Source organism: Streptomyces sp. NRRL F-2580 (assembly GCF_000720115.1).
GTDB lineage: Bacteria > Actinomycetota > Actinomycetes > Streptomycetales > Streptomycetaceae > Streptomyces.
In genome coordinates, this window is the sequence record NZ_JOIR01000003.1 from 188,721 (window position 1) to 213,130 (window position 24,410).

Annotated in this window: 23 protein-coding genes and 1 pseudogene; 11 read left to right on the top strand and 13 right to left on the bottom strand. The window is 71.4% G+C overall.

Features of this window, described 5'->3' with window-relative positions; all coding sequences use genetic code 11:
* Positions 1-2: 2 nt before the first annotated feature.
* Genes hisH through hisD form a run of 5 tightly spaced genes read right to left on the bottom strand, consistent with a single transcriptional unit; the run spans position 3 to position 3,835 of the window.
* Complete coding sequence (gene hisH / locus IF88_RS0103940) at positions 3-653, bottom strand: imidazole glycerol phosphate synthase subunit HisH (RefSeq protein WP_030707275.1); 651 nt, start codon at positions 651-653, stop codon at positions 3-5.
* Entirely contained in the window at positions 650-817 is a 168-nt protein-coding gene (locus IF88_RS47165; protein WP_030707277.1) for a hypothetical protein, read from the bottom strand. Before IF88_RS47165 ends, hisH begins: the two co-directional genes overlap by 4 nt.
* A gap of 2 nt (positions 818-819) precedes the next feature.
* Positions 820-1,413 carry an imidazoleglycerol-phosphate dehydratase HisB gene (gene hisB / locus IF88_RS0103950; protein ID WP_030707279.1) on the bottom strand — a complete coding sequence of 198 codons (594 nt, stop codon included), beginning with the start codon at positions 1,411-1,413 and terminating at the stop codon, positions 820-822.
* Complete coding sequence (locus tag IF88_RS0103955) at positions 1,410-2,534, bottom strand: histidinol-phosphate transaminase (RefSeq protein WP_107050462.1); 1,125 nt, start codon at positions 2,532-2,534, stop codon at positions 1,410-1,412. The genes hisB and IF88_RS0103955 overlap by 4 nt, the downstream gene beginning before the upstream one ends.
* Positions 2,513-3,835, bottom strand: a complete 1,323-nt coding sequence (gene hisD / locus IF88_RS0103960) for a histidinol dehydrogenase (RefSeq protein WP_030707282.1) — start codon at positions 3,833-3,835, stop codon at positions 2,513-2,515. The genes IF88_RS0103955 and hisD overlap by 22 nt, the downstream gene beginning before the upstream one ends.
* 125 nt (positions 3,836-3,960) lie before the next feature.
* On the opposite strand from hisD, the gene IF88_RS0103965 reads away from it, so the two are divergent.
* The 3 genes from IF88_RS0103965 to ybaK are packed head-to-tail and all read left to right on the top strand — an operon-like array spanning position 3,961 to position 6,836.
* On the top strand, positions 3,961-5,559 hold the full coding sequence (locus tag IF88_RS0103965; protein WP_030707284.1) for a hypothetical protein: 1,599 nt from the start codon (positions 3,961-3,963) through the stop codon (positions 5,557-5,559).
* Between the two features lie 34 nt (positions 5,560-5,593).
* On the top strand, positions 5,594-6,331 hold the full coding sequence (locus IF88_RS0103970) for an LON peptidase substrate-binding domain-containing protein (RefSeq protein WP_030707286.1): 738 nt from the start codon (positions 5,594-5,596) through the stop codon (positions 6,329-6,331).
* 10 nt (positions 6,332-6,341) lie between these two features.
* Positions 6,342-6,836 (top strand): Cys-tRNA(Pro) deacylase, encoded by a 495-nt coding sequence (gene ybaK / locus IF88_RS0103975; protein WP_030707288.1) that lies wholly within the window; start codon positions 6,342-6,344, stop codon positions 6,834-6,836.
* Between the two features lie 5 nt (positions 6,837-6,841).
* Here ybaK and IF88_RS0103980 read toward each other — a convergent pair whose 3' ends face one another.
* The 5 genes from IF88_RS0103980 to IF88_RS0104000 all read right to left on the bottom strand — a co-directional run bounded on the left by IF88_RS0103980 (position 6,842) and on the right by IF88_RS0104000 (position 11,625).
* A complete protein-coding gene (locus IF88_RS0103980) occupies positions 6,842-7,687 on the bottom strand; it encodes a hypothetical protein (RefSeq protein ID WP_030707290.1) in 846 nt (281 codons plus the stop codon).
* Between the two features lie 81 nt (positions 7,688-7,768).
* The gene (locus IF88_RS40025) at positions 7,769-8,410 is read right to left on the bottom strand and encodes a DUF2567 domain-containing protein (RefSeq protein WP_051836417.1); all 642 of its coding nucleotides are present in this window, start codon (positions 8,408-8,410) and stop codon (positions 7,769-7,771) included.
* A gap of 47 nt (positions 8,411-8,457) precedes the next feature.
* Positions 8,458-9,267, bottom strand: a complete 810-nt coding sequence (locus tag IF88_RS0103990) for an ABC transporter permease (protein WP_051836419.1) — start codon at positions 9,265-9,267, stop codon at positions 8,458-8,460.
* A complete protein-coding gene (locus IF88_RS0103995) occupies positions 9,264-10,301 on the bottom strand; it encodes an ABC transporter ATP-binding protein (protein ID WP_420710902.1) in 1,038 nt (345 codons plus the stop codon). The genes IF88_RS0103990 and IF88_RS0103995 overlap by 4 nt, the downstream gene beginning before the upstream one ends.
* A 28-nt stretch (positions 10,302-10,329) precedes the next feature.
* Positions 10,330-11,625, bottom strand: a complete 1,296-nt coding sequence (locus tag IF88_RS0104000) for an NYN domain-containing protein (RefSeq protein ID WP_051836421.1) — start codon at positions 11,623-11,625, stop codon at positions 10,330-10,332.
* Positions 11,626-11,844: 219 nt separating this feature from the next.
* Here IF88_RS0104000 and IF88_RS47170 point away from each other — a divergent pair, with 219 nt between their 5' ends.
* Positions 11,845-12,012, top strand: coding sequence for a hypothetical protein (locus tag IF88_RS47170; protein ID WP_199808023.1), 168 nt, complete (start codon positions 11,845-11,847; stop codon positions 12,010-12,012).
* Positions 12,013-12,099: 87 nt separating this feature from the next.
* Here the strand turns inward: IF88_RS47170 and dnaE are convergent, their stop codons facing one another.
* Positions 12,100-15,642, bottom strand: coding sequence for a DNA polymerase III subunit alpha (gene dnaE, locus IF88_RS0104010; protein ID WP_030707300.1), 3,543 nt, complete (start codon positions 15,640-15,642; stop codon positions 12,100-12,102).
* Positions 15,643-15,808: 166 nt separating this feature from the next.
* On the opposite strand from dnaE, the gene IF88_RS0104015 reads away from it, so the two are divergent.
* From IF88_RS0104015 to IF88_RS0104035, 5 genes are all read left to right on the top strand, one after another.
* Positions 15,809-17,134 (top strand): DUF2252 domain-containing protein, encoded by a 1,326-nt coding sequence (locus tag IF88_RS0104015; RefSeq protein ID WP_030707301.1) that lies wholly within the window; start codon positions 15,809-15,811, stop codon positions 17,132-17,134.
* 62 nt (positions 17,135-17,196) lie between these two features.
* Positions 17,197-17,886 (top strand): hypothetical protein, encoded by a 690-nt coding sequence (locus IF88_RS0104020; protein WP_030707302.1) that lies wholly within the window; start codon positions 17,197-17,199, stop codon positions 17,884-17,886.
* 76 nt (positions 17,887-17,962) lie between these two features.
* The gene (locus IF88_RS0104025) at positions 17,963-18,757 is read left to right on the top strand and encodes a DsbA family protein (protein WP_030707303.1); all 795 of its coding nucleotides are present in this window, start codon (positions 17,963-17,965) and stop codon (positions 18,755-18,757) included.
* 129 nt (positions 18,758-18,886) lie between these two features.
* Positions 18,887-20,551 carry an alkaline phosphatase D family protein gene (locus IF88_RS0104030; RefSeq protein WP_030707305.1) on the top strand — a complete coding sequence of 555 codons (1,665 nt, stop codon included), beginning with the start codon at positions 18,887-18,889 and terminating at the stop codon, positions 20,549-20,551.
* 242 nt (positions 20,552-20,793) lie between these two features.
* A complete protein-coding gene (locus IF88_RS0104035) occupies positions 20,794-21,744 on the top strand; it encodes a zinc metalloprotease (RefSeq protein ID WP_030707307.1) in 951 nt (316 codons plus the stop codon).
* Positions 21,745-21,829: 85 nt separating this feature from the next.
* On the opposite strand, the gene IF88_RS0104040 is transcribed toward IF88_RS0104035, so the two are convergent.
* Complete coding sequence (locus tag IF88_RS0104040) at positions 21,830-22,399, bottom strand: dienelactone hydrolase family protein (RefSeq protein ID WP_030707309.1); 570 nt, start codon at positions 22,397-22,399, stop codon at positions 21,830-21,832.
* Between the two features lie 70 nt (positions 22,400-22,469).
* Between IF88_RS0104040 and IF88_RS0104045 the strand changes: the two genes are divergently transcribed.
* A complete protein-coding gene (locus IF88_RS0104045; RefSeq protein WP_078892715.1) occupies positions 22,470-23,513 on the top strand; it encodes a mechanosensitive ion channel family protein in 1,044 nt (347 codons plus the stop codon).
* Positions 23,514-23,644: 131 nt separating this feature from the next.
* Positions 23,645-23,794 (top strand): annotated as a pseudogene (locus IF88_RS47630) (NAD-dependent dehydratase); the annotation flags it as partial.
* Here IF88_RS47630 and IF88_RS0104050 read toward each other — a convergent pair.
* Entirely contained in the window at positions 23,785-24,372 is a 588-nt protein-coding gene (locus IF88_RS0104050) for a TetR/AcrR family transcriptional regulator (RefSeq protein ID WP_030707313.1), read from the bottom strand. The pseudogene IF88_RS47630 and the gene IF88_RS0104050 sit on opposite strands and share 10 nt — an antisense overlap.
* Between the last annotated feature and the right edge of the window lie 38 nt (positions 24,373-24,410).

Consider the following 24,410-nt stretch of genomic DNA (forward strand, 5'->3'; position numbering starts at 1 on the left):
CATCACAGGGTCTCGATCCAGTTGGTGAGGAGCTGGGCGCCGGCGTCGCCGGACTTCTCGGGGTGGAACTGGGTGGCCCACAGGGCCCCGTTCTCCACCGCCGCGACGAAGCGTTCGCCGTGGGTGGCCCAGGTGACCTTGGGGGCGCGGATGAGCGGGTTGGTGGTCTCCAGGCTCCACTCGCGCGCCGCGTAGGAGTGCACGAAGTAGAAGCGGGCGTCGGCGTCCAGGCCGGCGAAGGCCTGGGTGTCGGCCGGGGCCTCGACGGTGTTCCAGCCCATGTGGGGGACGATCGGGGCCTTGAGCGGGCCGACCGTGCCGGGCCACTCGTCCAGGCCCTCGGTCTCCACGCCGTGCTCGATGCCGCGTTCGAAGAGGATCTGCATGCCGACGCAGATGCCCATGACCGGGCGGCCGCCGGAGAGCCGGCGGCCGATGATCCAGTCGCCGCGGGCCCCGCGCAGGCCCTTCATGCAGGCGGAGAAGGCGCCGACGCCGGGGACGAGGAGTCCGTCGGCGTCCATGGCCTTGTCGTAGTCACGGGTGATCTCGACGTCGGCGCCGACGCGGGCGAGGGCGCGCTCGGCGGAGCGGACGTTGCCGAAGCCGTAGTCGAAGACGACGACCTTCTTGGTGGGGCGTGCTGTGCTCATTCCCAGATTCCTTGGATCCGCAGGACTCCGGCGGCGAGGCACATCGCGGAGCCGATGGCGAGCAGGACGATGACCGACATCGGCATCTTCTGCTTGTGGAAGGAGTAGACGCCGCCGGCCAGGAACAGGCCGAGGACGATCAGGATGGTGTTGAGGCCGTTCACGGCTAGAGGGCGCCCTTCGTGGAGGGCAGGATGCCGGCCGCGCGCGGGTCGAACTCGGCGGCGTAGCGCAGGGCCCGGGCGAGGGCCTTGAACTGGCACTCCACGATGTGGTGGGCGTTGCGCCCGTACGGGACGTGGACGTGCAGGGCGATCTGGGCCTGTGCGACGAAGGACTCCAGGATGTGCCGGGTCATCGTGGTGTCGTACTCGCCGATCATCGGCGCCATGTTCTCGGGCTCGGTGTGCACGAGGTAGGGGCGGCCGGACAGGTCGACGGTCACCTGGGCGAGGGACTCGTCGAGCGGCACGGTGCAGTTGCCGAAGCGGTAGATGCCGACCTTGTCGCCGAGGGCCTGCTTGAAGGCGGCGCCGAGCGCGAGGGCGGTGTCCTCGATGGTGTGGTGGCTGTCGATGTGCAGGTCGCCGTCCGTCTTGACCGTGAGGTCGAAGAGGCCGTGGCGGCCGAGCTGGTCGAGCATGTGGTCGTAGAAGCCCACGCCGGTCGAGACGTCGACCTTGCCGGTGCCGTCGAGGTTTATCTCGACGAGGACCGAGGTCTCCTTGGTGGTCCGTTCGACCCGTCCGATGCGGCTCATGCGTGCTGCTCCTTCTTCAGTGCGCGAACCGCTTCCAGGAACGCGTCGTTCTCTGCCGGGGTGCCGGCGGTGACGCGCAGCCACCCCGGTACTCCGTTGTCACGGACCAGGACACCCTGGTCGAGGATCTTCTGCCATGCGGTGTGGGAGTCGTCGAACTTGCCGAACTGGATGAAGTTCGCGTCGGAGTCGGTGACCTCGTAGCCGATGGCCCGCAGTTCGACGACCAGCCGGTCCCGTTCGGCCTTGAGCTGCTCGACGTAGCCCAGCAGGGTGTCGGTGTGCTCCAGGGCGGCCAGCGCGGTGGCCTGGGTGACGGCCGACAGGTGGTACGGCAGGCGCACCAGCTGGACGGCGTCGACGACGGCGGGGTGCGCGGCCAGGTAGCCCAGGCGCAGACCGGCGGCGCCGAAGGCCTTGGACATGGTCCGGGAGATCACCAGGTTCGGGCGGCCCTCGATGAGGGGCAGCAGCGAGGCGCGGTGGCTGAATTCCACGTACGCCTCGTCCACGATCACGAGGGAGGGCTTGGCGGCCTGGGCGGCCTCGTAGAGGGCCAGGACCGTCTCCGCCTCGACCGCGGTACCCGTGGGGTTGTTCGGCGAGGTGATGAAGACGACGTCGGGGGTGTGCTCGGCGATCGCCTGCTCCGCCGCCGCCACGTCGATGGTGAAGTCCTCCCGGCGCGGGCCGGAGATCCACCCGGTGCCGGTGCCGCGGGAGATCAGTGCGTGCATCGAGTACGAGGGCTCGAAGCCGAGGGCGGTGCGGCCGGGTCCGCCGAAGGTCTGCAGCAGCTGCTGGAGGACCTCGTTGGAGCCGTTGGCGGCCCAGACGTTCTCCTTGGCGACCGGGTGCTTGCCGGTACGGGTGAGGTAGGCGGCCAGCTCGGTGCGCAGCTCGACCGCGTCCCGGTCCGGGTAGCGGTTGAGGGTGCGGGCGGCCTCGGCCACCCGCTCGGCGATCCGCGCGACGAGCTCGGCGGGGAGCTCGTACGGGTTCTCGTTGGTGTTCAGCTGGACGGGCACGTCCAGCTGGGGGGCGCCGTACGGGGTCTTGCCGCGCAGCTCGTCCCGGATGGGGAGGTCGTCAATGCCGGTCACGCGGGGGGAACCTTCCATCCGAAGCGGGCCTTGAGGGCGGCGCCGTGCGCCGGCAGGTCCTCGGCCTCCGCGAGGGTCACCACGTGGTGGGTGACGTCGGCGAGGGCGTCCCGCGTGTAGTCGACGATGTGGATGCCGCGCAGGAAGGACTGCACGGACAGGCCGGAGGAGTGGCAGGCGCAGCCGCCGGTGGGCAGCACGTGGTTCGACCCGGCGCAGTAGTCGCCGAGCGAGACCGGGGACCACGGGCCGACGAAGATCGCGCCGGCGTTGCGGACGCGGGCGGCCCAGGCGGCGGCGTCGGCGGTCTGGATCTCCAGGTGCTCGGCGCCGTACGCGTCGACGACCTTGAGGCCGTCCTCCAGGCTGTCGACCAGCACGATCGCGGACTGCTTGCCGGCGAGTGCGGGCTTGATCCGGTCCTCGACGTGCTTGGTCGCGGCGACCTGCGGCTCCAGCTCCCGCTCGACCGCGTCCGCGAGCTCGGCGGAGTCGGTGACGAGGACGGCGGCGGCCAGCGGGTCGTGCTCGGCCTGGCTGATCAGGTCGGCGGCGACGTGCACCGGGTCGGCCGTGGAGTCCGCGAGGACCGCGATCTCGGTCGGGCCGGCCTCGGTGTCGATGCCGATCTTCCCGGTGAAGTAGCGCTTGGCGGCGGCGACCCAGATGTTGCCGGGGCCGGTCACCATGTTGACCGGGAGGCAGTCCTCGGTGCCGTACGCGAACATCGCGACGGCGACGGCGCCGCCGGCCGCGTACACCTCGTCGACGCCCAGCAGCGCGCACGCGGCGAGGATCGTCGGGTGCGGCAGGCCGCCGAACTCCCTCTGCGGCGGGGACGCGAGCGCGATCGACTCGACGCCCGCCTCCTGGGCCGGTACGACGTTCATGACGACGGAGGAGGGGTACACCGAGCGGCCGCCCGGGGCGTACAGGCCCACGCGCTCCACCGGAACCCACTTCTCGGTCACCGTTCCGCCGGGGACCACCTGGGTGGTGTGCTCGGTGCGGCGCTGGTTGCGGTGCACGATCCGGGCGCGCCGGATCGACTCCTCCAGGGCGGCGCGGACGGCCGGGTCCAGCTGCTCCAGGGCGGCCTTGACGGCCTCCGCGGGCACCCGGACCTGCGAGAGCTCGACCCCGTCGAACTTCTGCGCGTACTCGATCAGCGCCGCCGTGCCGCGATGATGGACGTCCTCGCAGATGGGCCGCACCTTCTCCAGGGCGGCTTCTACGTCGAACTCGGCACGGGGCAGCAGATCGCGCAGGGCGCCACCCTCGGGGAGGGCGTCACCGCGCAGGTCGATACGAGAGATCACCTCCCAATTCTCTCAGACCGCCTCGTGCCACCGTTCGCCCGTATCACTGGCTGATACACGTCCCGGATGTCACAGGCGCCCGATAACTTTGATCTACACGTACATGTCAGCGGAGGGGGGCCGCCATGACCGAGGCGCGCGCGGGCGAGGAACCGGCGGATCTCACCGCTTCCGAGCACCGCATGTGGGAGGCGTTCCGCACCGGCAGCGTCTGCGACCTCAGCGCCCGCGCAGCCGACCAGGACGATCCGCACGCCGACCGCGTCTGGGGTCCGGGGCGCAGCGTCCGCGCCCAGGTGGTGGCCCTGCTGCTGCTCCACGGTCCGCCGCCGGTGCCGGGCCGGGTGGCCTCCCTCAAGCTGCGGGGCGTGCGGATCGCGGGGCGGCTGGATCTGTCCGGTGGCACGGTGGCCCCGTACGTGGAGCTCCAGTCCTGCCGCTTCGACAGCGAGATCCAGCTGTCCGAGGCCCGCGTCGGCACGCTGCGCCTGATCAACTGCGCGATTCCGCGGCTGGAGGCGGCCCGCCTGCACACCGAGGGCGACCTGCACCTGCCGCGCTGCCGGGTGGCGCGCGGGATCCGGCTGACCGACGCCCAGATCGGCACCGACCTGCTGGTCAGCCAGGCCGTGGTGCAGCGGGACAGCAAGGGCCGGGCGATCGCCGGCGACGGGATGTCGGTCGCGCAGGACTTCCAGGGCGAGCTGCTGGAGACGTACGGGGAGGTGAGCCTGCGCGGCGCCAAGGTCGGCGTGTCGATGAACCTGCGCGGGGCCGCCCTGCGCAACCCGTCCGGGCGGTACGCGCTGAACGCCCCGCAGTTGACCGTCGAGCGGACGCTGTACCTGACCTCGATCGCGCTGGGCTACCTGCAGGGCGGGGACGGCTCCTCCACTCCCCCGTACGGGCTGGGGCCGACCCCGACGCGCGGGCAGCGGGCGCAGCGCTTCGAGTGCCGGGGCGGGCTGCGGCTGGACGACGGCCGCTTCGGGGACGCCATCGACTTCTACGGCGCGCGGTTCGAGCTCACGGACGAGCAGGAGATATCCCTGCGCCGGATCCAGACCCCCGAGCTCCGTTTCGTCGGGGAGCGGCCGGAGCACGGGCGTGTCGTGGTGTCCGGGGCCAAGGTGGTGAAGCTCGTCGACACCTCCACGAGCTGGCCGGGCCCGGGCGCGGTGTCCATCGAGGGGTTCGTCTACGAGAACCTCGCGCCCCGCGGCCACTTCCCGCTCGCCCGGCGCCTCGCCTGGGTGGCGGCGGCCACCCCCGAGTACTCCCCGGATCCGTACGAACGGCTGGCCGCCGTGCTGCGCGCCAGCGGCGAGGACGCGGACGCCCGCGAGGTGCTGCTGGCCAAGCAGCGGCGGCGCCGGACCACGCTGCCGCCGGGGCCGAAGGCGTGGGGGTACCTCCAGGACTGGACGGTGGTCTACGGGTACCGCCCGGGCCGGGCGGCGCTGTGGATGGCGGTGCTGTGGGCGGCGGGCGCGCTGATGTTCTCCCAGCACGAACCGCCGGCCCTCAAGGAGGACGAGCATCCGCAGTGGAGCGCCGCCCTGTACGCGCTGGATCTGCTGCTCCCGGTGATCGACCTCGGTCAGCAGGGCCAGTGGAAGCTGGAGGGCGGCTGGCAGTGGGGGGCGGCGGGCCTCGTCATCATGGGCTGGATCCTGGCCACGACGGTGGCCGCGGGAGCGTCCCGGCTGCTGAGGCGGGGGTGACGGGGTCTGTGCCCGGGCCATTACCCTGTGCCTCGTGACCACCGTTCGCCTGCCCCTCTTCCCGCTGAACTCGGTGCTGTTCCCGGGACTCGTCCTCCCGCTGAACATCTTCGAGGAGCGTTATCGCGCCATGATGCGCGAGCTGCTGAAGACCGGCGAGGAGGAACCGCGCCGGTTCGCGGTCGTGGCGATCCGCGACGGCCGTGAGGTCGCACCGACCGCGCCCGGCCTGCCGGACCAGACGGCCCTGCCCGAGCGCGGCCCCGCGGCGGGCTTCGGCTCCGACCCGATCCAGGCCTTCCACCGGGTGGGCTGCATCGCGGACGCGGCGACGATCCGGGAGCGGGAGGACGGCAGCTTCGAGGTCCTGGCGACCGGCACGACGCGGGTCCGCCTGCTGTCGGTCGACGCGTCCGGGCCCTTCCTGACGGCCGAGCTGGAAGAGCTCCCGGAGGACTCGGGCGACGGCGCGGGGGCCTTGGCCGAGGGGGTGCTGCGGGCGTTCCGCAACTACCAGAAGCGGCTGGCCGGGGCCCGCGAGCGGTCCCTGACGGGCGCGGAACTCCCCGATGAGCCGTCCGTGGTCTCCTACCTGGTGGCAGCGGCGGCGGTGCTGGACATCCCCGCGAAGCAGCGGCTGCTGCAGGCCCCGGACACGGCGACACGGCTGGCCGAGGAACTGAAACTGCTGCGTGCGGAGACGGCGGTGATCCGCCACCTCCCGTCCCTGCCGGCGGTGGACCTGACCCGTGCCCCGACCAGCCCGAACTGACGGATCACCGATGGCGAAGAAGACGAAGCAGGCGGCCGGCACCCCGGCGGTCGTCGCTCTCACGGCGGCAGGCGTCCCGTTCACCACGCACGCGTACGAGCACGACCCGGCGCACCCCTCGTACGGCGAGGAGGCGGCGCAGGCGCTCGGTGTCTCGCCCGCGCAGGTGTTCAAGACCCTCGTCGCCGATGTGGACGGGGTCCTGACGGTGGCGGTGGTCCCGGTCTCGGGGTCCCTGGACCTGAAGGCGCTGGCGACGGCGGTCGGCGGCAAGCGGGCGGCGATGGCCGATCCCGCGCTGGCGGAGCGCACCACGGGTTACGTGCGCGGCGGCATCTCGCCGCTGGGACAGCGCAAGCGGCTGCGCACGGTGCTCGACGCGTCGGCTTCGGGGCACGCCACGATCTGCGTCTCGGCCGGCCGCCGGGGCCTGGAGGTCGAGCTCGCCCCGTCGGACCTGACCACCCTCACCTCGGCGGTCCTGGCCCCGATCGCCCGTTCCTGACGTTCCTAAGGGCGTTCGAAGGCCTGGAGCACCCCGCCGACCGAGAAGCACAGGGCGCCGGTCAGCGTCCCCCAGTTGGCGATGCCGGCGTTGACCAGGCCTCCGGTGGCGGGCCGGGTGAAGGCGGCCAGGGCCGAGAGCATGAACAGCACCGACCCGAGCTGGTTCACCGCGACGATCCACCAGCCGAGGCTGCGCGAGCGGAGGCAGGGCCGGGGCCGGTGGCAGATCTCGGCGAACGCCAGGTGCCCCGAGACCAGGAACAGCACGCAGCCGATCACGTCGGGCGTCCAGATCAGCCGGTTGACCTGCTGGACGCTGAGCCCCTGCAGGAACGAGTCCAGCAGGTTGACGCCGAACACGAGCGTCCCGACGAACAGCACGAACGTGCTCAGCCAGTCCAGGCGCGTCGGCTCGTACCCCCACCACCTCCAGTCGGCCGTGACCAGTCGGCCGCCTCCCGGGGAGTGGCGGGGCGCGTTCAGCACCTGGAGGAGCGAGGTGTAGCCCCCGGTGTTGAAGAAGAGGCCCCCCGCGAAGTAGATCGCGGCGCTTTCGAGCGCGTCGCCCGAGCCGAACTGGGAGACCGCGGCGCCGAGGGCGAAGAGGGCTCCCCCGATGACGAACGCCCCCGAGGCGAGGGCGTTGAGGTCGCGCAGGCGGCGGAGCGCCTCGGCATCGGCGGTGGTGGTGGTCCGGTCGACGGTCTCCCCCGGACCGCGGACGGAGAGCACCCCGCGCCTGCGCGCGACCCGCGACTCCCACACCACCGTTTCCCCTTCGGGCCGGTACCAGGTGCGCCGGGTGGTGAACGGTCCTGCGCCTTCGGCGCGCTGCTCGGGCTGTGCCACGGGCCCGAGCGTAGCCGTGCGTGCGTCGCCCGCCCCCCAGCCCCGCCGACACGCGAAACGCGAAACGCGGACCCCGGTCTTTCACCCCCGCGGGGGCTCGGCGTCGGCCTGCGGGGGCTGGTAGTAGCCGGACCAGCCGTAGACCGGGACGGGGTCCGGTTCGCGGGGGGCCCACAGGGCCGTGAGGCCGAGGTGGAGCAGGACCGCGGCCATCGGCCACGCCAGCAGCGCCCCGTGCGCCAGCAACTGCAGCGGCGCGTCGAACGGCACCCCCTGCCCCGCCTTGGCGGCGGCGGCCGGCAGGTCCGAGGTCGGCCCCAGCCACAGCCCGAACCGCCATCCCACCAGCGCGGCGAAGCAGGAGCCGACGGCGAGCCCGATCACCAGCGGCACACCCCCGGCCCGGCGCCACAGGAACACGGCGACGGCGCTCAGCACGCCCAGTCCCACCGACAGCAGGACGAAGGTGCCGTCGGAGGCGATCCGCGCCTCGCTCTCGCTGTTGCGCAGGAAGACGGACTCCCCGTTGGCGACGTACTGCACGCGCGGCGCCAGCCACACCCACAGCGCGCCGAGGAGCAGGCCGGCCACTCCGATGGCGAGGGCGACGACGGCCGCGTCCCGGATGTCCTCCGGAGCGACGGCCCGGGCGGTCCCACCCGGCTTCTCGGGCGGGAGCGAGGGCGGGTCGAATGGAGACGGCGGGGTCACGGCTTCGGTCACCCCCACATCGTGCCAGGTGCGCCCGGCGGCGGTGTCGCCGGACCGCTTCAGCGGACCGCGGCCCGCCGGTACGCCCAGGTGGCGAGGGCCAGGGAGAGGACTCCGACGGCCCCGCACACGCCGAGGTCGAAGGCGACGGCGGCCCAGTCGGGTTCGGGGGCGAAGGTCCGCGCGAACGCCTCCACCCCGTACGTCGACGGCAGCAGGTCCCGCGCCCACACGATCACGTCCGGCATCCGCTCGGGCGGCAGCACCCCCAGCAGCAGCGCCGCCGACATGCCGAGCTGCCCGGCGAGCGTGGCCAGCTCCTGCCGCGGCGCCAGCAGTCCCAGCGCCGCGCCGAGCCCGGCCAGCGCGGCCCCGGCCAGCGGCACCACGGCCGCCAGGATCCACAGTCCGCTCATCGGCAGGCCGAAGAGCACGCACCCGAAGACGGCGGTGACCAGCGTCCCGGGCAGGGTGAAGGAGGCGTACGCGGCGGCCGCGCCGAGCACCACCGAAGCGGGCGGCACGGGCAGGGTGGCGTAATGGTCGAGCCCGCCGCCCGCCCGCAGCTGCCCGAAGTACTGCGCGAGCAGGTTCAGCGCGACGAAGGCGACGACCAGTACGGACGAACCCGCGACGACGGCCCGGGCCTCCGAGCCCCCGTCCACCACGCCCCGCATCAGGATCATGATCCCGACGGACTGGAAGGTGGCCACGAAGAGCAGCGGTATCCGCGCCACCCGGGCCCGCGACAGCTGGGCCCGGTACACGGCGGCCAGCGCGGGCAGGAACCGCGCCCGCGGGGCCAGCGGCGCGGCGGCGCGCTCCTTGGCAGGGGTCGGCAGGACAGCGCCCGCCGTACGGTCGCTCACGACTTCACCAGGCCTTTCGTCTTCCCGCCGAGAGCGAGGTACACGTCCTCCAGGCTCGGCGTGGCCAGCGTGAAGTCGTCGAGGGCGGCGAAGGCCGGCCCGCCGGTCACCGAGGCGACGGCCGCCCGGGCCTCGTCCGGCCCGAGCCGCAGGACCCAGCGCCGTCCGGACTCGACGGCGTGCCCGCGCAGCGCCGCGACCTCGGGGACGTCCAGCGGAGCGGTCTCCCGCCACACGAGCTCCAGCCGGACCTCGCCCGAGACCTCCGCCTTCAGCCCGGCCGGGGTGTCGCAGGCGATGACCCGGCCCTGGTCGATGACGGCGACCCGGTCGAGGACGGTCTCCGCCTCGATGACGTTGTGGGTGACGAGCAGGACCGTCGCGCCGTGCTGTGCGCGCCGCCGGTCCACGGCGGACCAGACCGCCCGCCGGGCCACCGGGTCCATGCCGGTGGTGGGCTCGTCGAGGACCAGTACGGGCCGCTCCCCCACCAGTGCGGCGGCGAAGCAGGCGAGGCGGCGTTGTCCGCCGGAAAGCTTCTTCAGGGGCCGCCCGGCGATCCCGGTCAGCCCGAGCTCCTCCAGTACCGCGTCGCGCGCGGTCCGCGCCGCCCGTGCGCCGAACCCGCGCAGCCGCCCGGTGGTCTCGGCGGCAAGCGCCACCGTGAGCTCGTCCAGGGCGGTGGACTCCTGCCCCAGGTAGGCGAGCAGTCGCGAGGCCCGCTCGGGGTGGCGTACGAGGTCGTGGCCGAGCAGGGTGACGGTGCCCGCGTCGGGCCGCATCAGGCCGGTGAGCTGGCGGACCAGGGTGGACTTGCCGGCGCCGTTGGGGCCGAGCAGACCGAAGATCTCGCCGCGCCGCACGTCCAGGGAGACGCCGTCGTTGGCGCGGGTCTCGGGGAGTGCGGGAGCCCCGCGCCGGCCGCGGACGGCGGGATACGTCTTGACCAGGTCACGCACCGCGCAGATCACGTCCGAAGCCGCTCCCGCGGCCGCCGCCGTGCTGTTTTCCGCTTGTGCTGTGCCCGTACTCACGAGGGAGCAGCCTACGGGGTTCCCGCCCCTACTCGGCCGCCGGGGTCAGCGGGGCGCCGAGGTCGCCGGTGCCGGATCCGGGCGCGGCGGCCGGTACGGCGGCCACGTGTTCGGCGGCCGCGCGGACGTCGATCTCGCGCCAGAACCCGGCGCGGATGGCGTAGCGGTCGTGCTCGTCGATCTGGTCGTCCTTGTGCGCGAGCAGCCCGAACCGGGCGGCGTAGCGCAGCAGCTCGCCGTCGATCCGGTGCGGGATGCGCGGGTACATGGTGGCCAGCTTCTGCAGGTGCACGGTCTCGGGGAGCCGTTCCATCCAGCGCCGGGCGAACACCTGTCCCACCTCGAACGGGTCCCCGCCGACGGTGGTGATGTCCTCCTCGCGGTCCGCCCAGCGCTGTTCGGCACTGGTGAGCTGGGCGAGGGTGGGCAGCGAGGCGGTCTCGGCGGGCTCGCCGAGCGGTCCGGCCCGGTCGATCCAGCCCTTGTCGGAGGACCAGCGCAGGGCGCTGGCCGGGGCCGGTCCGCCGGCGGCCCCGGTCTGCGGGCCGGGGGCGCGCAGGGCTCCGGCGAGGTCCTTGGGCGTGGGCACGGCCTTGCCCCCGGGGGCGGCCGGCGCCGGTACGGGTGCCCCCTCGCGGTCGTCGTCGCCGGTGGCGGCGGCGCCGTTGCGGGCGGCTTCCGCGAGCGCCGCCTCGGGCAGCGGGGCCGAGAGGATGGCGGCGATGTCGGGGCGCGGCGCGGGCGGCGGTGAGCACAGGCCGGTGAGGTCCTTGGCGCGGACGGCCCGGGTGATCCAGGCCCGGTCCAGGACGCGGCGTTCGTCGGCCTCGGCGACGAGGTCCTCGGACTGGTTGTAGTCCCCGTCGGCGGCCTGGACGGCCCACAGGTGGACGGCGACCCCGTGTTCCTTGGCGGACATCAGGCCGGGCAGCAGGTCTCCGTCGCCGGTGACCAGGACCACGTCGGAGCAGGCGCGGTTGCGCGCGAGCTCGGTGAGCTCGGCGTGCATGGCCGCGTCGACGCCCTTCTGGGCCCAGCGGCCGTCGCTGCGGGTCAGGGCGCCGAGGCGGACGGTGACGCGGGACATGACGCGCAGCCGCCGGTGTTCGGGCTGGGGCACCCGGTCGGGTGCGCCGTCGAACCAGTAGATGCGCAGCAGGGGCTGCTGGGTGTCGGCCTCGGCCCGCTCGCGCAGGCCCTGGATGAGGGCGGCATGGTCCACGGTGATCCGGGAGCGGGAGGGCTCCCCGGCGAGAAGGCTGGCGGCGGCGCCCAACAGGTAGCCGGCGTCCACCAGGACGACGCAGCGGTCCACGCGTTCCACCCTCTTCCCTGGGGGTCCTCTGTGTTTCGGCGGGTGCCCCGAGTCTGCCCGACCTCAAGGGTGTTGAAGGCCGGAACTCGATCATCGGCGTGGCGGATCTCACGGAGGGGCCGGGAACCACACCCGGCTACGCGCAGTAATGATCCAAAATGCGCGGTTTCGGGCGCTGTGTGAGTGTGAAGGCGGTCCTGGCCCCTAGACCCTCACGGAGGTTCCACCATGGCCAAGAACAAGAATCAGAAGCAGCCGTCGAAGCAGCAGCAGGCCCGCTCTTCTCAGGACCCGTCGAAGGGCTCGATGGGCAGCCCGAGCGAATCGGTGAACCCGTCGCCGAGTCCGATGGACATGGCGCACAAGAGCAAGCAGAAGAAGTTCGGCCACAACTGACGGCGCGCGACGCGATGTGACGGAAGGGCCCGCCCGGCGATGCCGGGCGGGCCCTTCCGTACGTGCGGCGCCGGTGGGCGAGTGTCGCTATCCGGCCAGGCAGGACGGCCCGAGCAGCACCTTGAGGTCGCCGAAGAGGGCCGGGTCGGGCTGCACGCGGTGCTTGTCTAGGCGCAGCACGGTGGTGGTACGCGGCCCCTGGAGCTTGATCCGCACCTCGGTGTTGCCCTTGTGGTGGCGCAGGATCTCGCCCAGACGGGTGACCATCGGCGGGGTGACCTTGACGGTGGGGATGGTGAGGACCACCGGGGCGTTGGTGCCGGCCGAGGAGAGGTCGGGGACCATCATCTCCATGGCGACCAGGCGGGGGACGTCCTCGCGCTTGTCGAGGCGGCCCTTGACGAAGACGACGGTGTCCTCGACCAGCTGGGTGGAGACGAGCTGGTAGGTCGCGGGGAAGAACATGCATTCGATGGAGCCGGCCAGGTCCTCGACGGTGGCGATGGCCCAGGCGTTGCCCTGCTTGGTCATCTTGCGCTGGAGGCCCGAGATGATGCCGCCGATGGTGACGACCGCGCCGTCGGAGTGCTCGCCGCCGGTCAGCTGGGAGATTCCGGCGTCCGTCTTGTCGGAGAGCACGTGCTCCAGGCCGAAGAGCGGGTGGTCGGAGACGTAGAGGCCGAGCATCTCGCGCTCCTGCGCGAGCAGGTAGGACTTCTCCCACTCGACGTCGGAGAACTCCACGTCGAGGCCGAAGCCGGGCTCGTCGCTCGCGGTCTCGTCACCCATTGCGCCGAAGAGGTCGAACTGTCCCTCGGCCTCCTTGCGTTTGACCGCGACCACGTTGTCGATCATCGGCTCGTGATGGGCGACCAGGCCCTTGCGGGTGTGGCCCATCTCGTCGAAGGCGCCGGCCTTGATCAGCGACTCGACGGTCCGCTTGTTGCAGACCACGGCCTCGACCTTGTCCAGGAAGTCGGGGAAGCTGGAGAACTTCCCCTTGGCCTTCCGGGACTTGATGATCGACTCGACGACGTTCTGGCCGACGTTGCGCACCGCGGTGAGGCCGAAGAGGATCACGTCGTCGCCCTGGGCGGCGAAGTTCGGCTCGGACTCGTTCACGTTCGGCGGGAGCACCTTGATGCCCATGCGCCGGCACTCGTTCAGGTAGATCGCGGACTTGTCCTTGTCGTCCTTGACCGAGGTGAGCAGGCCGGCCATGTACTCGGCCGGGAAGTTCGCCTTGAGGTAGGCGGTCCAGTAGGAGACCAGGCCGTACGCGGCCGAGTGGGCCTTGTTGAAGGCGTAGCCGGCGAAGGGGACCAGGACGTCCCACAGGGCCTGGATGGCCTTGTCGCTGTAGCCGTTCTTCTTCGCGCCCTCCTGGAAGATGACGAAGTTCTTCGCCAGCTCCTCGGGCTTCTTCTTGCCCATCACGCGGCGCAGGATGTCGGCCTCGCCGAGCGAGTACCCGGCGATGATCTGGGCGGCCTTCTGGACCTGCTCCTGGTAGACGATCAGGCCGTAGGTGACCGCGAGCACCTCTTCGAGGGGCTCCTCCAGCTCCGGGTGGATCGGGGTGATCTCCTGCTGCTTGTTCTTGCGCAGGGCGTAGTTCGTGTGCGAGTTCATGCCCATCGGGCCCGGCCGGTACAGGGCCGAGACGGCGGAGATGTCCTCGAAGTTGTCGGGCTTCATCAGGCGCAGCAGGGAGCGCATGGGCCCGCCGTCGAACTGGAAGACGCCGAGGGTGTCGCCGCGGCCGAGCAGTTCGAAGGTCTTGGGGTCGTCGAGCGGGAGGGCCAGGAGATCGATGTCGATCCCCTTGTTGGCCTTCACCATCTTGACGGCGTCGTCCATGATCGTGAGGTTGCGCAGGCCGAGGAAGTCCATCTTCAGCAGGCCGAGCGACTCGCAGCTCGGGTAGTCCCACTGGGTGATGGTGACGCCGTCGGTGTGCCGCACCCAGACGGGTACGTGGTCGGTGATCGTCTCGCTGGACATGATCACGCCGGCGGCGTGCACGCCCATCTGGCGGACGAGGCCCTCCACACCGCGGGCGGTGTCGATGACCTTCTTCACGTCCGGCTCGTTCTCGTACATCGAGCGGATCTCGCCCGCTTCGCTGTAGCGGGGGTGGTTCGGGTCGAGGATGCCGGAGAGCGGGATGCCCTTGCCGAGGACGTCGGCGGGCATCGCCTTGGTGAGGCGGTCGCCCATCGCGTACGGGTAGCCGAGGACGCGCGCCGAGTCCTTGATCGCGTTCTTGGCCTTGATGGTGCCGTACGTGCCGATCATGGCGACCTTGTCGGCGCCGTACTTCTCGGTCACGTACCGGATCACCTCGACGCGCCGACGCTCGTCGAAGTCGATGTCGACATCGGGCATCGAGACGCGCTCGGGGTTCAGGAAGCGCTCGAAGATCAGACCGTGGGTGAGCGGGTCGAGGTCGGTGATGCCCATGGCGTACGCGACGATCGAGCCGGCCGCGGAGCCTCGGCCCGGGCCCACCGCGATGCCCTGGTTCTTGGCCCACATGATGAAGTCGGCGACCACGAGGAAGTAGCCCGGGAAGCCCATCGAGATGATCGTGTCCATCTCGTACTCGGCCTGCTTCATCCGGTCCTCCGGGATGCCTCCCGGGTAGCGGCGGTGCATGCCGCGCATGGTCTCCTCACGGAACCAGCTGACCTCGGTGTGGCCTTCCGGGATGTCGAACTTCGGCATCAGGTTCCGGAACTTGAACATGCCCTCGGTGTCGATCTGGTCCGCGACCAGCTTCGTGTTGGCGCAGCCCTCCTGCCAGGCGTCCGAGGAGTCGATGGCGTACATCTCGTCGGTCGACTTCAGGTAGTAGCCGGTGCCGTCGAAGCGGAAGCGGTCCGGGTCCGAGAGGTTCTTGCCGGTCTGGATGCAGAGCAGGGCGTCGTGGGCGCCGGCCTCGCTGGCGTACGTGTAGTGCGAGTCGTTCGTCACGAGCGGCGGGATGCCGAGCTTCTTGCCGATCTCCAGCAGGCCGTCGCGGACCCGGCGCTCGATCTCGATGCCGTGGTCCATCAGCTCCAGGAAGTACCGGTCCTTGCCGAAGATGTCCTGGTACTCGGAGGCGGACTTCAGGGCCTCGTCGAACTGGCCGAGGCGAAGGCGCGTCTGGAGCTCGCCGGAGGGGCAGCCGGTGGAGGCGATGAGCCCCTCCGACCACTTGCTGATCGTCTCCTTGTCCATGCGCGGCCACTTCGTGAGCCAGCCCTCGGCGTACGCGTCGGAGGACAGCCGGAAGAGGTTGTGCAGGCCGGTGGCGTTCGCCGCCCAGATCGTCTTGTGGGTGTAACCGCCGGAACCGGAGACGTCGTCGCGCTTCTGGTGGGGCTGGCCCCACTGGATGCGGCGTTTGTTGCGCCGGGACTCGGGGGCGACGTACGCCTCGATGCCGATGATCGGCGTGATGCCGGCCTTCTGGGCCGTGTGGAAGAAGTCGTAGGCCCCGTGCAGGTTGCCGTGGTCGGACATGGCGATGTGCGTCATGCCCATCTCGTTGCACGCGTTGAACATGTCCTTCAGCCGCGCGGCACCGTCCAGCAGCGAATACTGGGTGTGGACGTGCAGGTGCGTGAACGGCGGCTTGGTCACGGTGTGAGTCCTCCGGAGGGGAGAGAGGGGGCAGCTCTGAATCCTACGTCGACCGGGTGACAATCCACGGGCACCGACGGGTACGGTCGTGCGTTGCAGAACCAAGGACACCTGTCCGAAATGCGATCGACACCGATCCGCCCCGCACCACCAGGAGGCATCCGCCATGGCGGTTCCCGAGACGACAGACGAGCAGCGCGCCGAGCAGATCCTCGACGTGTTCGACACCGCCTTCGGTGAGCTGCTCGCCGCCGACCCCGCTGCCTTCCAGGTCAAATTCCGGAAGATGGCCGCCTCCGCCTTCGCCTTCTACCGGGGCACGGCCTGCCTCTTCTACTCCGACCTGGAGCGGGACCGGCACGGCGGCCCGTACCTGGACGAGCGGACGGGCCGGGTGTGGATCCACGGCGATCTGCACGCCGAGAACTTCGGCACGTACATGGACTCCAACGGCCGGCTGATCTTCAACGTCAACGACTTCGACGAGGCCTACGTCGGCCCCTTCACCTGGGACCTGAAGCGCTTCGCCGCCTCCGTCGCCCTGATCGGCTACACCAAGGCGCTCAGCGACGGCCAGATAAGCGAGCTGGTGCGGATCTACGCCGGCGCCTACCGGGAGCGGATCCACCGGCTCGCGGCGGGGGCCAAGCACGAGGAGGTGCCCTCCTTCACCCTGGACACCGCCGAGGGCCCGCTGCTGGACGCGCTGCGCTCGGCCCGCTCCCGCACCCGCTTCTCCCTGCTGGACTCCATGACGGAGACAAGGGACTACGAGCGCCGCTTCACCGCCGGCGGGGGCTCCATCGAGCTGGACGCCGCCACCCGCTACAAGGTGCTGGCCGCCTTCGACGGGTACCTGGAGACCCTCCCCGACGAGTCCCTCGTGCGGCCCGACTCCTACCGGGTCAAGGACGTGGTGGGACGCCGGGGCGTCGGCATCGGCTCGGCGGGCCTGCCCTCCTACAACATCCTGCTGGAGGGGCACAGCGACGCCCTGGAGAACGACGTCGTCATCTACCTCAAGCAGGCGCAGACCCCCGCGGTGTCCCGGCACATCACGGACCGGGCGGTGCGGGAGTACTTCCGGCACGAGGGGCACCGCACGGTGATCTCCCAGCGCGCCCTGCAGGCCCACGCCGACCCGTGGCTGGGCTGGACCGAGCTGGACGGGGCCGGACAGCTGGTGGCCGAGGTCTCCCCGTACGCGGTGGACCTGGACTGGTCGGACCTGGACGACCCGGAGGAGATCGCGGCCGTGGTCGCGGACCTGGGCCGGGCGACGGCGACCATGCACGCTGCGGCCGACGAGGCCGAGAGCGGGCACTCCCTGGTCCCGTTCTCCACCGAGCGGGCCATCGACGCGGCGATCGCGGCCGATGAGGAGGGCTTCGCGGAGCTGCTCGTGGACTTCGCCCACGCGTACGGCGCCCGGGCCCGCGCCGACCACCAGATCTTCGTCGACCTTTTCCGCAACGGGCGGCTGACCTCGTAGTTCGTGCCCGTGGCCGGGGCCGGGACGCGGCTTTCACAGGTACGCATGGCAGACTCGCGACGATGGACATCTCAGGAGTGGGGCTTCGAGGGCTGCGGGCCGCGCTGTTCAGCGCGCTCGTCGTGCTGCTCTCGGCCGGCTCGCACGTCCTCATGTCCCGCGTCCCGCTGCCGCCCGCGCTGGTGGGCGGGGCCTTCGCCGCCGTGTTCGTGATCGCCTACGCGCTCGCGGGCCGCGAACGGGGCTTCGGCCCCATCGCCGGGCTGCTCGTTCCGCTCGAACTGGCCGCCGACACCGTCTTCACCGCCGGACAGCACCTCTGCTACGGCCCGGCCGGCGGCCCCGTCTCGGGTCCGCTGCGCGCGATGGGCCTGGACGAGCTGTGCGGTGGCACGCCCGTGGGCGGGCCGCTGACCGAGGTGGCCGGGCCCGTCACCGATCCGGCCGCGCTGCTGGCGGCGCCCGGGCCGTGGACGCCCTGGCTGCTGCTAGGCGCCCACGTCTCGGTCGGGCTCCTCGCCGCCGCGTGGCTGCGCCACGGCGAGCGGGCCCTGGGGCAGCTGCTGCGCGCGGTGGCCGCCTTCGCGTTCCGGCCGCTGCTGCTGGCGGCGGCCTCGGTGGCGGCCGCCTGCCGTCCGGCGCGGCGGACGCCGCGGCCGGGCCGCGCGGGCCCCGGGGCCCGTACGCGATTCCCCGCACACTCCGTGGGTCGGCGGGGACCTCCCGTGCTCGGCGCGCTCGCACGCGCCTGACACACGTACTGGGGGCACGTCCCAGCGGTAGCCGGGAGACGGTCCCTTTGACACGTCACACCCCACGGAGATCACGATGAGTTCACGCAACAGCCACGCGAACAAGGCAGCGGCCCGCGAGCGTCTGCGCGCCGAGCGCGAGGCCCAGGCCAAGAAGGACAAGGTGCGCCGCCAGGTGATCGTGGCGGGCGCCGTGCTCGCCGGGCTCGGCCTGATCGGCGCCATCAGCTACGCGGTCGTGCAGGCCAACCAGCCCGACTACTGGGAGAAGGCCGCCAAGGCCGAGCTGGTCAAGCCGAAGAACACCGAGGGCGAGGACGGCACCACGGTCGTCATCGGCAAGCCCGACGCCAAGAAGACGCTGGAGCTGTACGAGGACTCGCGCTGCCCGGCCTGCGCCGGCTTCGAGCAGGCGGCCGGCGAGCAGATCAAGAAGGACGTGGACGCGGGCAAGTACAAGATCCAGTACTTCGGCGCCACCTTCATCGACAACGCCGTCAAGGGCGAGGGCTCGAAGAACGCGCTGAGCGCGCTGGGCGCGGCGCTGAACGTCAGCCCGCAGGCCTTCCTCGACTACAAGGCCGCGCTGTACTCCAAGGAGCAGCACCCCGAGGAGACCGTCGACAGCTTCGCCAAGGACGAGTACCTGCTGAAGGTCGCGGACACGGTTCCGGCGCTCAAGGGCAACGCCGAGTTCAAGAAGGCCGTCGAGGACGGCACCTATGACCGGTGGGCCATGGACATGTCGAAGGCCTTCAACAAGTCCGGCGTGACGGGGACCCCGACGCTGAAGATGGACGGCAAGAAGATCGACACCCCGCAGACGGTGGAGCTGTTCACGGCCGCGATCGACAAGGCCCTGCAGGGCTGATCCCCGGACATTCCGGGACACGCTTCCCGGAGGGGCCGCGCCATGGGCGGGCGAACTCCCAGAGTTCGCCCGCCTGTTGCATTCCGACATCTGTTCCCTCGGGTGTACCCGTCGGTAATGTGACCCGTCGTGACCAGTCATCTCACCCCTTCTCAGACCCCGGCGACTCCCCGTCGCCGTACGGTCGTTCTCGCCGCCGCGGCCACGGCCGCGCTGGCCCCGCTGACCTCGCTCGGCGCCTCGGCGGCCCACGCGGCGACGCAGGACGCGCCCGCCTTCCTGCATGGCGTCGCCTCGGGCGACCCGCTGCCCGACGGGGTCCTGCTGTGGACCCGCGTCACCCCGACCCCGGAGGCCGTGCCCGGCTCCGGCCTCGGCCCGGCCACCGAGGTCGGCTGGGAGGTGGCGTCCGACCAGGCCTTCTCCCGCATCGTCGGCTCCGGCACCGTCACGGCGAGCGTCACCTCCGACCACACCGTCAAGGTGGACGTGCGCGGGCTGCAGCCGCAGACGCCCTACTGGTACCGGTTCACCGCCGGCTCCGCCGTCTCCCCCGTCGGCCGCACGCTGACCACGCCGGGCCACGACGTGACGACCGCCGGGGTCCGCTTCGGCGTGGTCTCCTGCTCCAACTGGGAGGCCGGCTACTTCTCCGCGTACCGTCACCTGGCCGCCCGCACCGATCTGCACGCGATCCTGCACCTGGGCGACTACATCTACGAGTACCAGACCGGGGGGTACCCGGAGGCGAAGTACGTCGTGCGCCAGCACGAGCCGAAGCACGAGATCGTCTCGCTGGCCGATTACCGCACGCGGCACGGCACGTACAAGACGGACGCCGACCTCCAGGCGCTGCACCACGCGCACCCGGTCATCGCCATCTGGGACGACCACGAGTTCGCCAACGACACCTGGGCCGGCGGCGCCGAGAACCACACGCCGGGCGCCGAGGGCGAGTGGGCGGCCCGCGCGGCCGCCGCCAAGCAGGCGTACTTCGAGTGGATGCCCGTACGCACCTCCGTCGCGGGCACGGTCTACCGGCGGCTGCGCTTCGGCACCCTCGCCGATCTGCACCTGCTCGACCTGCGGTCCTTCCGTTCGCAGCAGGCCAAGGTGGGCAGCGGCGCGGTGGACGACCCGGAGCGCACCATCACCGGGCGCGCCCAGCTGGACTGGCTCAAGTCGGGCCTCACGGGATCCAACGCGACCTGGAAGCTGGTCGGCACCTCGGTGATGATCTCGCCGGTGGCCTTCGGCTCGCTGCCCGCGCACCTGCTGAAGCCGCTGGCGAAGCTGCTCGGCCTGCCCGAGGGCGGCATAGCGGTCAACGCGGACCAGTGGGACGGGTACACCGACGACCGCAAGGAGCTGCTGGGCCACCTCAAGGACCGGAACGTCAAGAACGCCGTGTTCCTGACCGGTGACATCCACATGGCGTGGGCGAACGAGGTCCCGTTGAACATGGCCACGTACCCGGGCTCGGGGACCGTCGCGACCGAGTTCGTCGTCACCTCGGTGACCTCCGACAACATCGACGACATCCTGCACGTGCCCGCGGACACCGCCTCGCTGGTCGCCGAGACGGCCATCAAGGCCGCCAACTGGCACGTGAAGTGGCTGGACATGGACGCGCACGGCTACGGCGTGCTGGACGTGACGGCGGAGCGCTCGCAGATGGACTACTACGTGGTGTCCGACAAGCGGAGGCAGGACGCCACGACCTCGTGGGCCCGCTCGTACCGGACCCTGAACGGGACGCAGAAGGTGGAACGGGCGTACCAGCCCGTCCACTGATTCATCTGATTGACCGTCAATCATCCCGCCGCATGGGGCACCTGGTTCATACCAGGTGCCCCATGTGCGTTTCCGGCAACAAATCTTTTACGCAAGACACTTGACCTGAATATGTCATGCACACATAAGCTTCGCGCCAGCTGAAGAAGATCCTTCAGGCCATCACCCCCCACCACCCCCACCCGCGAGGAGCACACGTGCGCGCAATTGCCCGCATATCCCCCCTTCTTCGCCGCCGCCTGATGGGCACTGCGGTTCTGGCCGGAACCCTGGCCTTCACCCCGCTCGCGGCCCCCACCACGCTCGCCGCAGCCAAGGCCCCCGCCGAGCAGTGCACCGAGCAGCCCGCCGGAGGCGCCGCCAACGCCCGCGTGAGCCGCGCGCACGACGAGCACGCGAACGAGCCCAACGCGATCACCGACGCGCAGGCCCAGGTCATGGACGCCGACCTCAAGGCGAAGCTGGACAAGGCCCTCAAGAACCAGCCGCAGCGCAGCCTGCGCGCCGCCGAGGCCGCCACGACCATCCCGGTGTACTTCCACGTGATCCACTCCGGGACCACCGGAAAGCTGACGTCCACCCAGATCAACAGCCAGCTGGCGGTCCTCAACGCGGCCTACGGCGGCCAGGGCACCGGCAACGTCAACACGAACTTCCAGTTCACCCTGGCCGGGACCGACTACACGGACAACGCCGGCTGGTACAACCTGGCCGACGGCTCCACGGCCGAGAAGGACATGAAGAACACCCTGCGCAAGGGCGGCCCCGGCGCGCTGAACTTCTACACCGCCAACCTCTCCGGCGGCCTGCTCGGCTGGGCGACCTTCCCGACCTCCTACGCCTCCAGCCCCAAGATGGACGGCGTGGTCGTGCTCGACTCCTCGCTGCCGGGCGGATCCGCCGCCAACTACAACGAGGGCGACACCGCGACCCACGAGGTCGGCCACTGGATGGGTCTCTACCACACCTTCCAGGGCGGCTGTAACGGCAACGGCGACTACGTCTCCGACACCCCGGCCGAGAAGACCGCGGCCTTCGAGTGCCCGACCGGCCGCGACAGCTGCACCTCCAAGTCCGGCGTGGACCCGATCCACAACTTCATGGACTACACGTACGACTCCTGCATGTACCAGTTCACCGCGGGCCAGGTGGCCCGCATGAGCAGCAGCTGGACCGCGTACCGCGCAGGCTGACCCCCTGCCACGACGAAGGGCACGGCCCGGCATCCGCCGGACCGTGCCCTTTCCCGTACCGCCTGCCCGGCGGCCGTCCACCCGCCTACAGGCTGTCGAGGAACCCGATCGCGACCTTCCACAGCTGCTCCGCGGCCTCCGCGTCGTAGTCGTCCAGCTCCGGGTCCGTGAACAGGTGCCCGGCACCCGGGTAGCTGTGGACCTCCACGTCCGCCCCGGCCCGCTGCATCCGCAGGTACCAGGCGGTCAGCCAGTCGTGCGGCTCGAAGGGGTCCGGGTCCGCGATGTGCAGCTGCACCGGCAGCTCGTCCACCGAGGCGTCCTCCTCCAGGTCCGCCGTCCCGTGCAGGAGCAGCAGCCCGCGCGCCTTCTCGTCGGCCATCGCCAGGTGCTGGGCGACGGAGCCGCCGAAGGAGAAGCCCGCGTAGACCAAGCCCTGGTCGGAGTGGGGGGCGGAGGCCAGCACCGCGCGCTTCAGCAGCTCGTCACGGCCGATCTCGTCCCGGTGGGCCATGCCCTCTTCGACGGTGTCGAAGGTGCGTCCCTCGAAGAGATCCGGCACCTGGACCTGGTGCCCGGCCGCGCGCAGCCGGTCGGCCGCCGCGTGCACCGCGGGCCGCAGCCCGTACGTCGAGTGGAAAAGCATGATGTTCATGCCTCCATCGTGCCAGCCCCCGAACGGAAGGTGCCCGCGGACCGCTTCCCGCTACGTTCCTCCCATGGAGATGGAGAACTTCCTTCGCCCCGCCCTCGTCATCGGCGGCGCGCTGGTCGCCACCCTGATCGCAGGCCGGCTGCTGGACCTGCTGCTGCGCCGGGCCGACGCCCGGCACACCGAGACCCCGCTGTGGGGCCTGCTGCGCCGCTGCCGGCCGCCCTTCCAGGTGGTTCTCTGCGCCTCGCTGCTCAGAGGCTCCTACCGGTGGGCGGGAGTCCTCCCCGACCACCCCTTCGGCGTCGGCCGCTTCCTCACGCTGGTGCTGATCGCCTCCGTGGCCTGGCTGGCGGTGCGCATCGCGACGGCCGCCGTCGACTCGACGTACGCGCGCTACGCCGCCGTGACCGAGGACGACGCCCGGGTCCGCCGGGTCCGCACCCAGGTCACGCTGATCCAGCGGGTGGTGACGGCGGTGGTGATCGTGGTCGCCGCGGCGGCGATGCTGCTGACCTTCCCGCCGATGCGTACGTTCGGCGCCTCGATGCTGGCCTCCGCGGGCGTCCTCGGCATCGTGGCGGGCATCGCCGCGCAGGCCGCGCTCGGCAACCTCTTCGCCGGCCTGCAGATCGCCTTCGGCGACACCGTCCGCATCGGCGACACGGTGGTGGTCGACAAGGAGTGGGGCCGCGTCGAGGAAATCACCCTGACCTTCCTCACCGTCCGCACCTGGGACGAGCGGCGCATCACGATGCCGGTGTCGTACTTCACGAGCAAGCCCTACGAGAACTGGTCGCGCGGCGGCGCGCAGATGACCGGCACGGTCTTCTGGCACCTGGACCACAGCGCACCGCTCGACCTGATGCGGGAACAGCTCCAGGAGATCCTGACGGGCCTCCCGGAGTGGGACGGCCGCGGCGGCGGCCTGGCCGTGACGGACACCACACCGCACACCGTCCAGGTCCGCGCGGTGGTCACGGCGAAGGACTCGGACGACCTGTGGACCCTCCGCTGCGCGGTCCGCGAACGCCTGATCAACTGGCTCGTCACCCACCACCCCTACGCCCTCCCCCGCATCACCACGACCGAAGCCACCCCGAGGCCGGACGCCTGAGCCCGGCTCGGACCATCCAGCCCCGCCGGCGTTTGAGGCGCGGGGTCGGGGGCGGAGCCCCGGGAAGCGGCGCTCGGCCATGACTCAGAACGTCAGCCGGAACAACGCGCCCCCACCCGCGGCAGGTTCGCAGCGAGGTCCAACGGCTGCTCTCGGACAACTCCCGCGCCCGCGACTGGGCGGCCTGGAAGCCCGAGGTCTCCCTGGCCGAAGGGCTGCGCCGCACCCCGGACTGGATCGCGGCGCACCCGCACCTCTTCGCCCCGGACCGCTACCGGGTCTGGAGCAGTGCGGCCGCGGACTCCTCGGCGAGGTCCTCGGCGTGCGGCGGCAGCGGCCCTCCGGCGCGCAGGTGCCGGCGGACGACCGAGAGCGGCAGGTCGATCAGGGCGAGGACGACGCGGTCCCGGCCCTGGGGGCCCGTCGCGCCGAGGGCGCCGGCGAGGGTGCCGAGGGCGGCGTACACGCGCTGGTTGCCGGAGTCGGCCCGTCGGGTGTGCTCCTCGGACCAGTCGGCGCGGCCGAACTCCGCGGGTCCGTACAGCAGGAGGGCGGCCTCCTCCTGGTGGGCGCGGCTCCAGGCCACGACGTGCCGGGCGGCCGCGCGGGCGGCCCGGCGGGGGTCGGGGTCGCTGTGGAGGGTGGCGAAGTAGCCCTCCTGGAACCGCTCGACGCTGCGCAGCCACACCTCGGCGAGCAGGGCCGGGCGTCCGGTGAAGCGGTGGTACATGGAGCCGCTCGGCGCGCCGACCGCCTGGGCGACGGCGGACATGGTCACGCCGCCCGGTCCGGCGGAGGCCGCCAGGCGGACGGCGGCGTCGAGGATCTGCTCGGTGTCGAAGCGGGGTGGTCTCGCCATGAATCAGAGAGTACCCTCCAGATTATTAGAGACCAATC

What these genes read in the sequence shown, in the direction of transcription:
- IF88_RS0104045 (WP_078892715.1), top strand. Translation starts at nt 22,470, where the DNA reads ATGGAGAACTTCCTTCGCCCCGCCCTCGTCATCGGCGGCGCGCTGGTC.
- IF88_RS0103965 (WP_030707284.1), top strand. Translation starts at nt 3,961, where the DNA reads ATGACCGAGGCGCGCGCGGGCGAGGAACCGGCGGATCTCACCGCTTCC.
- IF88_RS0104025 (WP_030707303.1), top strand. Translation starts at nt 17,963, where the DNA reads ATGAGTTCACGCAACAGCCACGCGAACAAGGCAGCGGCCCGCGAGCGT.
- IF88_RS0103955 (WP_107050462.1), bottom strand. Translation starts at nt 2,534, where the DNA reads ATGGAAGGTTCCCCCCGCGTGACCGGCATTGACGACCTCCCCATCCGG.
- IF88_RS0104020 (WP_030707302.1), top strand. Translation starts at nt 17,197, where the DNA reads ATGGACATCTCAGGAGTGGGGCTTCGAGGGCTGCGGGCCGCGCTGTTC.
- IF88_RS0104050 (WP_030707313.1), bottom strand. Translation starts at nt 24,372, where the DNA reads ATGGCGAGACCACCCCGCTTCGACACCGAGCAGATCCTCGACGCCGCC.
- hisB (WP_030707279.1), bottom strand. Translation starts at nt 1,413, where the DNA reads ATGAGCCGCATCGGACGGGTCGAACGGACCACCAAGGAGACCTCGGTC.
- IF88_RS47170 (WP_199808023.1), top strand. Translation starts at nt 11,845, where the DNA reads ATGGCCAAGAACAAGAATCAGAAGCAGCCGTCGAAGCAGCAGCAGGCC.
- ybaK (WP_030707288.1), top strand. Translation starts at nt 6,342, where the DNA reads ATGGCGAAGAAGACGAAGCAGGCGGCCGGCACCCCGGCGGTCGTCGCT.
- IF88_RS0104035 (WP_030707307.1), top strand. Translation starts at nt 20,794, where the DNA reads ATGGGCACTGCGGTTCTGGCCGGAACCCTGGCCTTCACCCCGCTCGCG.
- hisH (WP_030707275.1), bottom strand. Translation starts at nt 653, where the DNA reads ATGAGCACAGCACGCCCCACCAAGAAGGTCGTCGTCTTCGACTACGGC.
- IF88_RS0104040 (WP_030707309.1), bottom strand. Translation starts at nt 22,399, where the DNA reads ATGAACATCATGCTTTTCCACTCGACGTACGGGCTGCGGCCCGCGGTG.
- IF88_RS0104015 (WP_030707301.1), top strand. Translation starts at nt 15,809, where the DNA reads ATGGCGGTTCCCGAGACGACAGACGAGCAGCGCGCCGAGCAGATCCTC.